This is a genomic window from Kitasatospora sp. NPDC052896, assembly GCF_044547075.1.
Classification (GTDB): Bacteria; Actinomycetota; Actinomycetes; order Streptomycetales; family Streptomycetaceae; genus Kitasatospora.
Map to the genome: position 1 here is coordinate 422,062 of NZ_JBITZU010000003.1, position 13,427 is coordinate 435,488.

Below are 13,427 nucleotides of genomic sequence, written 5' to 3' on the forward strand. Positions count from 1 at the left end.
GTCATGACCGAGCAGACCACCGAGGCCCGTCACGTCGTCGTCGTCAACGACGAGGAGCAGTACTCCGTCTGGGCCGTCGGCCGGCCCCTCCCGGCCGGCTGGCACGCCACCGGGACGACCGGCAGCCGCGAGGAGTGCCTGGCCCACATCGGCCGGGTCTGGACCGACATGCGCCCGAAGAGCCTGCGCCTCGCGATGGGCCAGAGCTGACGGATCGCCGGTCGGCGCGTCCCCGCCGCCGGGCGGCGGGGACGCGCCGGGCCAACTCCCCTACCCCCGATGCTCCTTCCGAAGGACAGCCACATGTGGGAACTCCTGCGCCGCAACCGGCGCTTCCGCCTGCTCTTCCTCGGTTCCTCGCTGTCGACCTTCGGGGACACCGCGATGTACCTCACGCTCCCGATCTGGGTGAAGTCCCTGCTGCACAGCAACAGCGCGGCCGGCGCGGTCTTCTTCGTGCTCGGCCTGGCCTCCCTCGCCGACCCGCTGAGCGGCGTGCTGGTCGACCGTCTCTCCCGGCACCGGGTGCTGATCGTCGTCAACGTCCTGACCGGGCTGGTGGTCTCGGCGCTCTTCCTGGTCCACGGCGCCGGGCAGGCCTGGCTGCTCTTCGCCGTCACCCTGCTCTACGGCGGCTCGATGAACATGATCGGCGGCGCCAAGTCCGCGCTGCTCACCGATCTGGTCGACGACGAGGCGCTGGGGCACGCCAACGCCGGGATGCAGACCACCACGACCAGCCTGCGCCTGCTCGCCCCGCTGACCGGCGCCGGGCTGTTCACCCTGGTCGGCGCGCACGCGGTGGTCCTGCTGGACGTGCTGACCTTCGTCGCCGCCGTTCTCTGCCTCGCGTTCATCAGGGTGGACGAGACCCCGCCCGAGCCGCGCACGGGCTCGTTCCGCCAGGAGGTCACGGCCGGCTTCGGATACGTCCGCCGCTCGCCGGTACTGTCCCGGATGATCGGCGCCGCCGCGCTCGCCTTCCTGGTGCTCGGGCTCTACGAGAGCCTCCCGTTCGCGCTGATCGACGGGCTGCACGGCAAACCCTCGCTGTTCGGCGTGCTCACCTGCGTGCAGGGAGTGGGTGCGGTGGCCGGCGGGTTCGCGGTGGCCAGGACGATGGCGCGGCTCGGCGAACCGCGCGCGCTGGCGGCCGGGTTCGGCCTGATGGCGCTGGCCACCGCGCTGCTGCTGGCCCGTTCGCTGCCCGTGGTCCTGGTCGGCTTCGTCGTGATGGGGCTGAGCCTGCCGCTGATCGGGGTCACCTACTCGACCGCGATCCAACGGTACACACCGGGACGGCTGTTGGGCCGGGTCTTCTCCGCCGGCGAACTGCTGGTCGGCGGCTCGCAGACCGCGTCGGTGGCGGTGGGCGCGCTGCTGATCGCCCACGTGGACTACCGGTTCTTCCTGGTGGCGATCATCGTGGTGCTGCTGCCGGTGGGTTCGGCGCTGGCGGCCCGCCCTCCGCACGGCGAACCACCCAGCGAGGAAGCCGAGTTGGCGGAGCCCACCGGGGAGGCGACGGCCGCCGCACACCCCTAACGCGACACCACACCCACCTCGGCGGGCAGCGGCCCGAGCCACACCGCCGTCACGCCGCTGATGTAGCGTGCCCCGCAGCCGTCCGCCGGCACCACCAGCTGCGGCCCCGCCTCGTCCAGCGGCCGGCCGTCGATGCTGGTGGCGAGCAGGATCCGCTGCCCGCCGAAGTCCGGGTCGATCTCGGCCCAGGAGAGCACCGCCCGGTGCCCGTCCGCCCCGGTGACGGCGAGCAGGTGGCCGAGCCGCTGCTTGCGTCCCGCGAAGTCGATCCGGGGCCGTGCCGCGCGCAGCACGTCCCACAGCAGCGGGCCCTCGAAGCCGTGGTGCTGCGCGCCCTGGCTGAGGCAGTCGAAGGTCACCGCCACTCGCTCCGCCGGCAGCTCGCGCAGCTGCGGCACCGTCAACTCGGCGGGCGCGGCGAGGTCTCCGTGCAGGCGGACGGTGGCAGGGGTGGCGGGTGGTCTCATCGTCGCGCTCCTCCCGGCCCGCGCCCTGCGGCCCGGGAAGGTGGTACCCGGGCGCCGCGAGGTCACACGCAGCTGCCAGCCTGAAATCATCTCTTCAGCCGCAGCCGCAAGCCGAGGGACGCTTTTCCCCTCGCATACCCGGCACCCTCGAAAGCGCCCTGCCGCCCCCCGGACGCGGGCGGCGCGGCGCTCGGGTGAATCATGATCGGCGGCCGGTCCGGACCCCGGGCCGGCCGCCGATCAACGACGATCACACCGCGAGGGTCCCATGCACTCCCTGTTCTCCGGCTTCGTACCGATCTGGGTGCTCACCGCGGCCGGCTACCTGGTCGGCCGCGCCGGGTTGCTCGGCGAACAGGCGGAGGCGGTGCTCGGCCGCTTCGTCTTCCACGTCGCCATGCCCGCCTCGCTCTTCGCGATGCTGGAGAGGTCCCCGCTGGGCGCCTTCGGGAACAGCTCGATGATCGCCTTCGCGGCGGGCACGGCGCTGACCTCGCTGCTGGGCGCGCTGGCCGCGCGGCGGCTGTTCGGGCGTGGACCCGCCGACCAGGCGATCGCCGCGATGGCCGCCGGCTACGTCAACTCCGCCAACCTGGGCATCCCGGTGGCGGTCCAGGTGCTCGGCGACGCGTCGTTCATCGTGCCGGTGCTGCTCTTCCAGGTGCTGCTGGTGAGCCCGGCCGTGCTCGCCGTCCTGGACTCCGCCACCGCCACGAGCGGCGGCGGAGCACGCACCGCCCTCCGCCGGATGGTGCTGCTGCCGGTGCGCAACCCGATCATCATGGCGGCGGCGCTCGGCTGCCTGGCCTCGGCCACCGGCTTCCGGCTGCCCGGCGAGCTGGACCACTCCTGCCAGGTGCTCGGCGGCGCCGCCGTGCCCACCGCCCTGGTCACCCTGGGCCTGTCGCTGCACGGCCGGCGGCCCGCCACCGGCACCAACGGGCGCGCCGAGGTGGGCCTGCAGGTCGTCCTCAAGACGCTGGTCCAGCCGCTGGTCGCGTACGCCGTCGGCGCGCTGCTGCTCGGGCTGCCCCCGCACCAGTTGCTCGCGGTGGTGATCTGTTCGGCCCTGCCGACCGCGCAGAACGTCTACATCTACGCCCAGCAGTACCGCCTGGACACCGCGCTGGCCCGCGACTCGGTGCTGATCTCGACGCTGGTCTCGATGGCCACCCTGTCCGGCATCGCCTGGGCCCTCGGCGGCAGGGGCTGAGCCCTCAGCCCGCCGGCGCCGAATCCGTCGCGAACTCCGCGCGGACCCGGCGGCGGATCTCGGCGACCTCCGGCGAGCGGGTGAACGCCTCGGTCACCGTGAGCAGCCAGTCCGCCTCGGCGTCCACCGTCCCCGGCACCGGCCGCGGCGCGCCCCTCCCGGCCGGCCCGCCGAGCCGGCGCCGTCCGCTGCCCCGTGCCTCCAGCGCCGCCGCCAACAGCGCGGCCTCCTCCAGCGCGTCGTACGACACCGCACCGTGCGCCGCCGCGCCAGACGCCCCGCCGCCACCCGTCAGTTCGGCCACCCATCCGGGAACCGCCGGATGGAAGCACGGCCGCAGCGCCAGATGCGCGTCCCGGATCTCGATGATCCGCCGGTACAACGCGAACTCCGCCCGGCGCAGCTCCGGCCCCCGCCCGCCGTCCGGCTCGGCCAGCTCGATCTCCGGCACCGCCCGGCGCAGCGCCGACCAGAGCGGCTCCAGCGCCCGGTAGCGCCGCCGGGCCCGTAGCCAGCGGACCGGCGCGGTCAGCGGACCGGCCCAGGCCGCCCCGCCCCAGACGCTCACCGTGGCGCCGCCGACCGCCAGCGCGGCGCAGAGCGCGCCGAGCGCGGTGGACGGCAGGTCCTCGCCGCTGTCCTGACGGCCGGCGCGCAGCATGTCCAGGACGTCGTCCAGCCCCCACAGCGTCCACGCCACCGCGACCAGGTCCGCCAGCAGCATCAGCACCAGCCCGGCCCGCAGCAGCCCGGGCGCGGCCCGGCGGATCCGCTCGGTCAGCACCGCGCCGAACGCCAGCACGCAGCGCAGCGAGTAACCGACGAACAGCACGTCATATCCCGCCAGCGGCCAGCGCCGAGCCCCCGGCGCGACCGTGCAGGAGCCCACCAGGACCGGGTGGGCCGCCGCGAAGAGCAGCCCGCAGGCCAGCTGCACCACGACCGCCTCGATCAGGGCCGGGCGCGGCAGCAGGCGCCCGTCGGACTCCCGCAGCGCGGAGGCCAGCAGCAGGAGCATGCCGAGCGCCCCGATCCGCACGCCGTCGCCGAGCAGCATGGCGAGCTCGCGGCCGACACCGAGGCGACTCACCGCGGCCAGCGTGGCGGGCGTCAGCATCACCAGCCAGACGCCCAGGCCGAGCGCGGCCGCGGTGGCGTAGCGCTGCACCCGGTCGGCCTGGTGGGTCCGGACGGCCCGGAAGCGGTGCAGCGCGAAGCCGAGGAAGACCGCGGCCGCGAGGTACCCGGCGAGGTCAGCCACGCCCCGCGCCCCCGTCACGCGCCCCACCGGACACCCCGAACACCGACTCCATCCAGGACCGCGGCGCCGGCCCGCCCGCTCCCGGCGCGGCCCGCCGGGTGGCGTCGGAGAGGATCAGCGAGGCCACCAACTCGGCCTCCCGCTCCTGGGGTTCGGTGTAGACGGCGCGGCCCAGCACCCGTCGCATCAGCGCGGCCGGCAGGTGGGGCAGCAGCACCTCGGCCGCCGCCGAGGCCGCCGCCGAGGTCTCGTGGTGCCCGCAGACCAGGTGGGCGGCCTCGTGCAGCAGGATGTGCTGCTGGTGCAGCGCCGTGGTGTCGGCGGAGTAGAGGATGCAGTCGGCCTCGTCGGTGGTGACCAGCAGCCCGCACGGGATGTTCGGCCGGGCGGTGACCGGGATCAACCGGATCGGCCGGCCGCGCCGTTCGGCGAGCCGGGCCACGAACACCGCGGCGTCGAAGGGGTGCGGCAGATCGAGGGCGTCGACGATCCGCCGACATCGCCGCCAGAGCCGCCGTCGCTCCCGCTCGGTGCCCCCGTCACCGCCGCCGTCACCGTCGCGCCGCACCCGAGTCCCTCCCGCCGTCGCCCGGGCCGGTTGCCGGCGAGCGCCCGCGGCCACCCGGGGAGGTGATCAGCCGTTCGTGGGCGGCGGGGTGCCGCCGTTCTCCCGCCGGGCGATCACGTCGATCAGGTCGCTGACCGTGCCGACCCCCTCCGGCGAGAGGTTGACCGCGCGCAGCGCCATGCTGCGCACCCCGGCGTCGCGCAGCGCGCCGAGCAGCTCGAGCTCCTGGGTGATCGCGGCACCCTGCTCGTCGTCGAAGAAGTAGGCGACCGGGACCTGGAAGAACTGTGCCAGCGCCTCCAGGTGACGCTTGGTCGGATTGTCCCGCCGTCCGGTGCGCAGTTGCCACAGGTAGGTGGCCGAGAAGGTCTCGCCGGTCGCCTCCCGGCAGGCCTTGGCGACCTCCTCGTGGCTGTACTGGTCGCGGTTGGGCCGGCGCACGACGCGGAACAGCCCGTCGATCTTCTCCGCCAGCGTGGACGCCGCGGCCTCCGGCTCCGCCATGTCGCACCTCCCTACCCCGACGCCTCGCACCTAGCACGCGTGGACTGTCTTTTCCGTGCCGTTCATCCTAGTTGCCCGAACTGCTCATTGTCAGCCGCCCGCGGTCCGCTGCCCTTGTCAAGGCTGGACGAAATGGGTTATATGGCCCTAATGGATGGATAAGTGCGGCCCGGCGGAGCGGCACGGTCGCCTCCCGGCAGCGGAGCCCGCGCGGCCCGCCCACCGACCGCCCAGGGCGGAAGGGTGCACCACCATGATCACTGAACTGGCCGTCGAGCACGTCGAGTTCACCTGCGGGCACTGCTGGCACCAGTGGGCCGCCGACTACGACGTGCAGCACTACCGAGACGAGGACGGCAGGGACTGGGAGAACTACTCCCGGGCCGGCATCCCCGCCTCCTCCCCGTACTCGACGGACGGCGCACCCGCCTGCCCCGAGTGCCACCGGCACTGGGTCGGCCACCTCACCGAACGCCACCTGCTGCCGCTGCCCACCGGCCAGGCCGAGACCGTCGACCCGGTCCACTCGCACGCGCCCTGGCAGGGCTGACCGGACCGGGCCACCGCCCTCAGACCCCCACCATCTCGCCCAGCTCCTCCTCCTCGGCCATCTCGGCCCGAGCCCGCACGGCCCCGTCGGCCCGCACGGCCTCGTCGGCCCGCTCGGCCGTCCGCCGGTGCCCGGCCGCGTGCGCCGGAGTCCGCCGCGGCCGCTCGTACCAACCGGCCGCACCGAGTGCCAGCACGCCCAGCACCAGCCAGAGCAACAGCGCGACCACCCGACCGCCGAGCCCGGCCCCGCCCCCGAAGTAGAGGATGTCGCGGGCGCCCTCGACGAAGCCGGCACCATTCCAGAACCCGTGCAGCACACCGAAGAAACCGTTCTGCAGATCGGGCCGGAAGACCCCGCCCGAGCTGGTGAAGTTGAGCATCACGAAGAGCACCATCAGGGTCAGCGTGGTCCACCGCTTGAGGAAGGTGTGCAGCCCGGTCCCGATCGCGATGATGCCCGCCGAGTAGAGCCAGGCCAGCGCCCAGATCGCCACCCGATGGTGGTCGACCACGTGGAAGACCGGGCCGGCCGTCACGATGCCGATCACGCTGACCACCAGCGAGGTGGCCAGGCCCACCAGCGCCCGCACCCGGACGCCGACCACCGCGCCGGCCGTGCCGATCACCGCGACACTGCCGTACGAGCCGATGCTCAACGCCACCAGCAGGAAGAAGAGCCCCTGGCCGGTCGGGTCACCGGGGACCGGCGGCGCCAGGTCGGTGACCTTCAGCGGCACGCCCTGCTGGTCGGTGACCATCCGGAAGGCCTGCTCGGCGGCGGTGGCCGAGGTGCTGGACCCGGCCGTGGCGACCAGCAGCTCCGGGTGCCGGGCGTCCGGCACGAAGGCGCCGACCAGGTCGCGGTCACGCAGTTGCCGGGCGGCGGCGTCCCGGTCGGACAGTTCGCCGACGTCCAGCGCCGAGCCGGCCCTGGCCTGGACGGCCTCGGCCAGGCCGCGTGCCTGCGGCGTGGTGCCGACCACGGCGACCTTGAGGTGGTGCGGGGTGGGCTGGTGGAACGCGCCCTGGTAGGCGAGCGCCATGCCCAGGCACATCAGCAGCGGGGTGAGCAGGTGGACGGCGATGTGCCGGAGCGCGTGGCGCAGCTCGGGCGCGGATCCCTGGTCGGCGGTCATGGTGCGGGCGGTCCTTTCGCGCTAGGTTGCTAAATACAACCTATCTAGATGCACTATACAACCAAGAGCCCGAACGCGACATTCCCTCCCCGGACGAACGACCCCTACGGCACCACGGTGACCGGCCACCGCCCGGCCCGGACCAGCCGCACCGCGAGCGAGCCGACCAGCCGGTGCCCGCGCTGCTCGGAGGCGCCGACCACCAGCGCGTCCGCCCGCACCTCGTCGGCGAACCGGGTGATCTCGGTGTACGGGTCACCCGTGCGGGTCACGAAGGTGATCGCCATCCCGCGCTCCCGGGCCGACTGGTCGATCAGCTCCCGCAGCTCCGCGGTGGTCTGCTCGGTGCCCTCCCGGACCGCGACCACGGCCGCCGCGCTGGCACCCGCCAGCACGCCGACGGTCGCCACGTACACCGCCAGCAGCCGGCTGCCCTGCCGGCGGGCCAGCCCGGCCGCGTACGCGCAGGCGCGCAGTGAGGTGACCGTGCCGTCCACCGCGACCACGATGGTGGTCGGGCCGTCCGTGCCGAGTTCGAAGGAGTTCGCCGTTGCCGCCATGCCTCCAGTATCCCGAGCCCGGCCGCCGCCGGCCGACCGACCCCGGCGGCTTTCCGGCGAGTTGGCGCAGCTGATCTGATGATCCATAAGATGCGGGCCGTGATCATCAACCGACGAACGGCACTGCGGCTCTCCCGGCTGCTCGCCGCCCTGGCGGTCACCGGTGCCTCGCTGCTCGGCGGGTATCCGGCGCTGGCCGACGAACCAGCCGGTGGCCCACCGCCCGCCTCCTCCTCCGAGCCCCCCAAGGTCGACCTGATCCTGGACGACAGCGGGTCCATGCGGACCGCCGACGTCCAGGGCCGCAGCCGGATCTCGGTCGCCCAGCAGTCGCTGGACGAGGTGGTGGACGCCCTACCGGACCAGACCGAGTTCGGCATCCGGGTGCTCGGCGCCACCTACCCCGGCAACGACAAGAGCATCGGCTGCCAGGACACCCAGGCGCTCTACCCGGTCGGCCACACCGACAAGGTCCAGGCGAAGACCGCGGTGGCCACCCTGCGGCCGACCGGCTGGACGCCGATCGGCCTGGCGCTGCGCGACGCCGCCCAGGACCTCGGCCCCGGGCAGACCACCCGCCGGATCGTGCTGATCACCGACGGCGAGGACGACTGCGCCCCGCCCGACCCCTGTGACGTGGCCCGCCAGCTGGCCGCCCAGGGCATCCACCTGGTGATCGACACGCTCGGCCTGGCCCACGACGACCAGGTCCGCGACCAGCTGCTCTGCATCGCCAACGCGACCGGCGGCACCTACACCGACGTCTACACCCAGGACCAGCTCAGCCAGCGACTGAAGCAGATCGTCGGCCGGGCCACCACCACCTACCAGGACACCCCGGCCCTGGCCACCGGCACCGACCAGTGCGCCACCGCGCCGCTGCTCGCCCCCGGCGTCTACGACGACCGGGAGAAGTTCTCCGAGCACCGGTACTACCGGGTGCCGGTCAGGCCGGGCCAGGAGCTGCGCGCCTCGGTGAGCGTCTCGCTGGACCGCGCGGTGGCGCCCGACTACGGCGTGCTGCTGCAGGCCACCGACCCCACCGGGCAGGAGCTGGTGCGCGGGACGGACGCCGGCAGCGGGCGCACCGACGTGATCTCCACCGGCCTGCGCTGGGCCGCGAACGGCGCGCCCACCGCCGCGACCACGACCGGTGGTGACGTCTGCCTGGTGGTCAGCAGCTCGCTCTCCCCCCAACCGGGCGTGGCGACCGACCCCGGGCTGCCGCTGGAGCTGACCGTGGACGTCACCAAGGCCTCGCCCGCCCCCGCCGGCCCCGCGCTGGGTCTGGGCCGCGGCTGGGTGCTGCTGCTGGTACTGACCGGCGCCGGCCTGCTGGCCGGGCTGCTGTTCGGCTGGATCGCACGCTGGCGGATCACCGTCTGGCAGGAGGACTGACCATGCACCGGCACCTCCGTACCGGCCTGACCGCGCTCGCCGGCGGCCTGCTGACGCTCGGCCCGGCCACCGCGGCCCGGGCCGACGCGGCCCCTTCCGCGTCCCCCTCCCCCTCGGCCGGCGGCATCGCTCCGGCGACCACCGCGGGAACGTCCTTCCTGACCGCCACCAACCTGGCCCCCGGCCAGGACGCCACGGTCGCCGCCTCCACCGGCGACTACCTCTACTGGGGCTTCGGCGCCTCCGAGGGGCAGACCCCGACCGCCACCCTGACGGTCACCCTGCCGCCCGCCGCCGACCGGCACGGCCCGCAGACCTGGACGGTCGAGCTGCTCGACGGCCTGCGCCGTCGCCAGGCCTGCACCGCGGGCACCCAGATCGCCACCGCCGCGCCCAGCGCGCCGAGCGTCACGGTCAGCTGCACGCTGCGGCAGATCAGGTCCTGGGCCGAGCCCTGGTCCGGCGACCCGCTGCCGGGCACGTACTACGTCAAGCTGTCCGCCACCGACGCGCCGCAGCAGGACCTCGGCCTGCCCACCACCGCGCAGCTGCACATCAGCAGCACCGGCGACGCGGACGATGCCCAGCCGGAGGGCGGCGCGCTGAAGGCGCCGCTGGTCCCGCCGGTGCACGCCGGAGTGACCCTGGCGCCGGACGCGACCGCGCTGCCGAGCGCCACGCCGAGCCCGGGTGCCGGTGCGGTGGCCGCCACCCCGGCGGGCCGGGTGGCGCACTGGTACTCCGACTGGTTCTCGCAGTGGAACAGCCGCTGGGGCTGGACCCTGGCCGGCGGGGTGCTGGCCGCGCTGGCCGGCGTGGGCGGCTTCACGCTCACCCGCCACCCGCGCGGTAGGCGCCCGGGCGCCTACCGTCCGGGCGCGGTGCCCCGGCCCGCGAGCGCCGAGCGGTACACCCCGGACCGGCTCTAGGACGGGTGCCGTCCGGACCGGGTGGTCCGGACGGCACCCGCCGCGCGTGCGAAGATGGCTGAGCGAGGTGGTCTCTCCTCCGAGCAGGTTCCCAGCCATGCAGGCAGACGAACGGCACGAGGACAGCCTGGACGCCCGTCGCGGCGCGGCGGACGCCTGGCCCGGTCGTGCCGCTCCCGAGTACCCGGCCCGACGCGGCGACGGCCTGCTGCGGATCCCGATCGCCACCGCCCTGATCGAGCGCGACGGGCGCATCCTGCACTGGAGCGCCGACGCCGAGGCGCTCCTCGGCTACTCCGCGGAGCAGGCGATCGGCCGCCAGGCCGCGCAGCTGTTGATCACCCCGGAGCAGCGCCCGCAGGTGCTGGAGCTCTTCGACCAGATCCTGCGCGGGCGGGCCTGGTCGGGGGTCTTCCCGGTCCGCCACCGGGCCGGCCACCACGTCAACCTGGAGTTCCGCACCCATCCGGTGATCGGCCCCGACGGCCACCCGCTGGTGCTCGCGCTGGCCTCCGACGTCACGTCGGTCCGCCGGATCCAGTCCGACCTGGCCCTGCTGGACGGTTTCTTCACCCAGGCCCCGGTGGGCATGGCGGTCTACGACAACGACCTGCGGTTCGTTCGGCTCAACGAGGCGCTGGCCAGGATCAACGGACTGTCGATCGCCGCCCACCTGGGCCGTCGGCTCAGCGAGGTGCTGCCGGGGATCAACGGCGCGGAGATCGAGGCGGTGATGCGGCACGTGCTGGAGACCGGCGAGCCGGTGGTCGACGCCCGCTCCCACGGCCGCACGCCCGGTGACCCGACCCGCGACCACGCCTGGTCCGCCTCGTACTTCCGGCTGGAGGACCCGCCGGGCATGGTGCACGGGGTCAGCTCGACCGTCGTCGACGTCAGCGAGCGGTTTCGGGCCGAGTCGCGGGCGGCCAGGGCCAGCGAGCGGCTCGCTCTGCTGGCGGACGCCACCGCCTCCATCGGGACCACCCTCGACCTGCGGCGCACCGCGCGGGAGCTGGCCGACGCGCTGGTGCCCCGGCTGGCCGACGTGGCCGGGGTGTTCGCGGTGGAGCGGCTGGTCAGCGGCGAGCAGGACGGCGGTGCGCGGGACGGCGGCCGGCCGGGTGACACGGTGCGGGTGAGGCGGCTCGCCGTGGTCAGCGCCGACCCGCTCTACCCGCTGGAGCACCTGCCGGTGGACGGCGTCTACGACCTCAGGTCCAACACCCCGTACGCCCGGGCCATGGCGGCCGGACAGACCGTGGTGGTGCCGTCCTGGGAGCTGCCGCCGCTGACCACCGGCCTGACCGGTCCGGCGCTGCGCACCTTCTGGGGCCGTCGCTCCCGCTCGGTGCGGATCACCCCGCTGGTGGCCCGCGGCACCGTGCTCGGCATGGTGGTCTACGCCCGGCACGGCGGGCGCGAGCCCTTCGTCGAGGAGGACGTCACGCTCGGCGAGGAGCTGGCCTCGCGGGCCGCGGTGGCGATCGACAACGCCCGCCTCTACACCCTGGAACGGGACGCCGCCAAGGCCCGCCAGCGGGCGCTGGAGGAGGCCCACTCCGCGCAGCAGCGCCTCGCGCTGCTGAACGAGGCCAGCACCCGGCTCGGCACCACCCTGGACCTGGCCCGCACCGCCGAGGAGCTGGTGGAGGTGGTGATCCCGCGGTTCGCCGACTTCGTCACGGTGGACCTGCTGGAGGCGGTGCTGGAGGGCGAGGAGATGCCGACCGTGCCGGCGTCCGGCTCGGCGACGCTCCGCGCGGTGGCGGTCGGCGAGGCCGGCCCGGGCGAGGTGCTGACCGGCGCGGCCGACGAGGTCGGCGGCACCAGCCAGTCCGCCCAGCTGTACGCGGAGAGCCTGCGCACCGGCCGCTCGATCCTGGTCGCCGAGGTGGACGAGGAGTCGCTGCGTCGGATCGTGGCCACCCCCGACCGGGTGCGGCCGGCCCTGGACGCCGGGGTGCACTCGTACCTGATGGTCCCGCTGGTGGCCCGCGGCCGGGTACTGGGTGGCGCGGAGTTCATCCGGATCTCCACCCCGGAGCCCTTCGACGCCGCCGACCTGGCACTGGCCGAGGAGCTGGCCGCGCGGGCCGCGGTCTGCATGGACAACGCCCGGCTCTACCGCCGCGAGCGGGACACCGCGCTGACCCTGCAGCGCAGCCTGCTGCCGCAGGACGTGCACCACTCGCCCGGTCTGGAGATCGCCTACCGCTACCTGCCGAGCAGCGTGCTCAGCGAGGTCGGCGGCGACTGGTTCGACGTGGTGCCGCTCTCCTGCGGGCGGGTCGCACTGGTGGTCGGCGACGTCACCGGGCACGGCATCCGGGCTGCCGCGACCATGGGTCAACTGCGCACGGTGGCGAGAACGTTGATCACTCTTGAGATGGATCCGGCACGGGTCCTGCGGCGGCTGGACGAGGCCGCGGCGACGGCCGGCGAGGGCCAGTTCGCCACCTGCGTCTGCGTGGTGCTCGACCCGGTGGAACGGGTCTGCACAGCGGCCTGCGCCGGCCACCTCCCGCCGATCGCGAGCACCGCGGGTGGCGGCGTCGAACTGCTCGACCTGCCCTCGGGCGTGCCGCTCGGGGTGGGCGGAGTGCCGTTCGAGAACGTGGAGTTCACCCTCCCCGAGGACGGCCTGCTGGTGCTCTGCACGGACGGTCTGGTGGAGCGGCGCGACCGCGACCTGGACGCCGGCCTGGAGCTGCTCCGGCGCACCGTGGCCGACCGGCGCGGCACCCTGGAGGAGGCCTGCGACGCCGTGCTCGACGACCTGGTCACCGGCACCCGGGAGGACGACATCGCGGTGATCATGGCGCAGACCCGCCCGCTGGGCCCCGACGTCATCGCCACCCTCGCGCTCAGCGGGGACCGCGCGCTGGTCGGCCGTGCCCGCCGGTTCGTCCGCCGGGTCCTGGCCGGCTGGGGCCTGTCGCCGCTCACCGACCAGACCGAGCTGCTCACCAGCGAGCTGATCACCAACGCCCTGGTGCACGCCGGCGCCCCCACCCGGCTACGGCTGTTCCGCAACCGGGTGCTCACCGTCGAGGTCGCCGACGCGGACAGCCATCCGCCGCGGATGCGCCGGGCGCTGGAGGACGACGAGGGCGGCCGCGGCATGCAGCTGGTCAACGAGCTGGCGCACCGCTGGGGCAGCCGCGGCACCCGGCAGGGCAAGGTCGTCTGGTTCGAGCTGGAACTCCCGCTCGGTACCGTCTGAACCCGCTCTGAGTCCTCTGTCCGTTTTTGTCTCTCCGTCAGGTCGCCCGTTCCGCAGGTGCGCTGAAGATC

The 13,427-nt window shown here is 74.3% G+C and carries 13 protein-coding genes; 7 read left to right on the top strand and 6 right to left on the bottom strand.

All coding sequences use genetic code 11. The annotated features are described in order from the left end of the window. Positions 1–3 precede the first annotated feature (3 nt). Together ACIGXM_RS10460 and ACIGXM_RS10465 are read left to right on the top strand one after the other, a co-directional pair. Positions 4–210 (top strand): MbtH family protein, encoded by a 207-nt coding sequence (locus ACIGXM_RS10460; protein ID WP_396558997.1) that lies wholly within the window; start codon positions 4–6, stop codon positions 208–210. Positions 211–279: 69 nt separating this feature from the next. Further along, positions 280–1,545, top strand: a complete 1,266-nt coding sequence (locus ACIGXM_RS10465) for an MFS transporter (RefSeq protein ID WP_396558999.1) — start codon at positions 280–282, stop codon at positions 1,543–1,545. On the opposite strand, the gene ACIGXM_RS10470 is transcribed toward ACIGXM_RS10465, so the two are convergent. Continuing rightward, positions 1,542–2,012, bottom strand: coding sequence for a molybdopterin-dependent oxidoreductase (locus ACIGXM_RS10470; RefSeq protein ID WP_396559001.1), 471 nt, complete (start codon positions 2,010–2,012; stop codon positions 1,542–1,544). The two genes, ACIGXM_RS10465 and ACIGXM_RS10470, sit on opposite strands and share 4 nt — an antisense overlap. A gap of 268 nt (positions 2,013–2,280) precedes the next feature. Between ACIGXM_RS10470 and ACIGXM_RS10475 the strand changes: the two genes are divergently transcribed. Further along, on the top strand, positions 2,281–3,225 hold the full coding sequence (locus ACIGXM_RS10475) for an AEC family transporter (RefSeq protein WP_396559003.1): 945 nt from the start codon (positions 2,281–2,283) through the stop codon (positions 3,223–3,225). 4 nt (positions 3,226–3,229) lie between these two features. On the opposite strand, the gene ACIGXM_RS10480 is transcribed toward ACIGXM_RS10475, so the two are convergent. The 3 genes from ACIGXM_RS10480 to ACIGXM_RS10490 all read right to left on the bottom strand — a co-directional run bounded on the left by ACIGXM_RS10480 (position 3,230) and on the right by ACIGXM_RS10490 (position 5,558). Beyond that, positions 3,230–4,486 (bottom strand): MAB_1171c family putative transporter, encoded by a 1,257-nt coding sequence (locus ACIGXM_RS10480; protein ID WP_396559005.1) that lies wholly within the window; start codon positions 4,484–4,486, stop codon positions 3,230–3,232. Next, a complete protein-coding gene (locus tag ACIGXM_RS10485) occupies positions 4,479–5,054 on the bottom strand; it encodes a ParH-like protein (protein WP_396559007.1) in 576 nt (191 codons plus the stop codon). The genes ACIGXM_RS10480 and ACIGXM_RS10485 overlap by 8 nt, the downstream gene beginning before the upstream one ends. Before the next feature lie 66 nt (positions 5,055–5,120). Continuing rightward, on the bottom strand, positions 5,121–5,558 hold the full coding sequence (locus ACIGXM_RS10490) for an XRE family transcriptional regulator (protein WP_396559009.1): 438 nt from the start codon (positions 5,556–5,558) through the stop codon (positions 5,121–5,123). Between the two features lie 253 nt (positions 5,559–5,811). Here ACIGXM_RS10490 and ACIGXM_RS10495 point away from each other — a divergent pair, with 253 nt between their 5' ends. Beyond that, the gene (locus ACIGXM_RS10495; protein ID WP_396559011.1) at positions 5,812–6,108 is read left to right on the top strand and encodes a hypothetical protein; all 297 of its coding nucleotides are present in this window, start codon (positions 5,812–5,814) and stop codon (positions 6,106–6,108) included. 19 nt (positions 6,109–6,127) lie between these two features. On the opposite strand, the gene ACIGXM_RS10500 is transcribed toward ACIGXM_RS10495, so the two are convergent. Together ACIGXM_RS10500 and ACIGXM_RS10505 are read right to left on the bottom strand one after the other, a co-directional pair. Next, positions 6,128–7,246 (bottom strand): hypothetical protein, encoded by a 1,119-nt coding sequence (locus ACIGXM_RS10500; protein WP_396559013.1) that lies wholly within the window; start codon positions 7,244–7,246, stop codon positions 6,128–6,130. Between the two features lie 104 nt (positions 7,247–7,350). Then, positions 7,351–7,806, bottom strand: coding sequence for a universal stress protein (locus ACIGXM_RS10505; RefSeq protein WP_396559015.1), 456 nt, complete (start codon positions 7,804–7,806; stop codon positions 7,351–7,353). A 99-nt stretch (positions 7,807–7,905) separates the two neighbouring features. On the opposite strand from ACIGXM_RS10505, the gene ACIGXM_RS10510 reads away from it, so the two are divergent. From ACIGXM_RS10510 to ACIGXM_RS10520, 3 genes are all read left to right on the top strand, one after another. Next, positions 7,906–9,204, top strand: coding sequence for a VWA domain-containing protein (locus ACIGXM_RS10510; protein ID WP_396559017.1), 1,299 nt, complete (start codon positions 7,906–7,908; stop codon positions 9,202–9,204). A 2-nt stretch (positions 9,205–9,206) separates the two neighbouring features. Continuing rightward, a complete protein-coding gene (locus tag ACIGXM_RS10515; RefSeq protein ID WP_396559019.1) occupies positions 9,207–10,133 on the top strand; it encodes a peptidase in 927 nt (308 codons plus the stop codon). Positions 10,134–10,230: 97 nt separating this feature from the next. Beyond that, entirely contained in the window at positions 10,231–13,356 is a 3,126-nt protein-coding gene (locus ACIGXM_RS10520; RefSeq protein ID WP_396559021.1) for a SpoIIE family protein phosphatase, read from the top strand. The last annotated feature ends 71 nt before the right edge of the window (positions 13,357–13,427 follow it).

Coding starts and splice junctions, on each gene's coding strand:
- ACIGXM_RS10460 (WP_396558997.1), top strand. CDS start 4: ATGACCGAGCAGACCACCGAGGCCCGTCACGTCGTCGTCGTCAACGAC.
- ACIGXM_RS10465 (WP_396558999.1), top strand. CDS start 280: ATGCTCCTTCCGAAGGACAGCCACATGTGGGAACTCCTGCGCCGCAAC.
- ACIGXM_RS10470 (WP_396559001.1), bottom strand. CDS start 2,012: ATGAGACCACCCGCCACCCCTGCCACCGTCCGCCTGCACGGAGACCTC.
- ACIGXM_RS10475 (WP_396559003.1), top strand. CDS start 2,281: ATGCACTCCCTGTTCTCCGGCTTCGTACCGATCTGGGTGCTCACCGCG.
- ACIGXM_RS10490 (WP_396559009.1), bottom strand. CDS start 5,558: ATGGCGGAGCCGGAGGCCGCGGCGTCCACGCTGGCGGAGAAGATCGAC.
- ACIGXM_RS10495 (WP_396559011.1), top strand. CDS start 5,812: ATGATCACTGAACTGGCCGTCGAGCACGTCGAGTTCACCTGCGGGCAC.
- ACIGXM_RS10500 (WP_396559013.1), bottom strand. CDS start 7,246: ATGACCGCCGACCAGGGATCCGCGCCCGAGCTGCGCCACGCGCTCCGG.
- ACIGXM_RS10505 (WP_396559015.1), bottom strand. CDS start 7,806: ATGGCGGCAACGGCGAACTCCTTCGAACTCGGCACGGACGGCCCGACC.
- ACIGXM_RS10515 (WP_396559019.1), top strand. CDS start 9,207: ATGCACCGGCACCTCCGTACCGGCCTGACCGCGCTCGCCGGCGGCCTG.
- ACIGXM_RS10520 (WP_396559021.1), top strand. CDS start 10,231: ATGCAGGCAGACGAACGGCACGAGGACAGCCTGGACGCCCGTCGCGGC.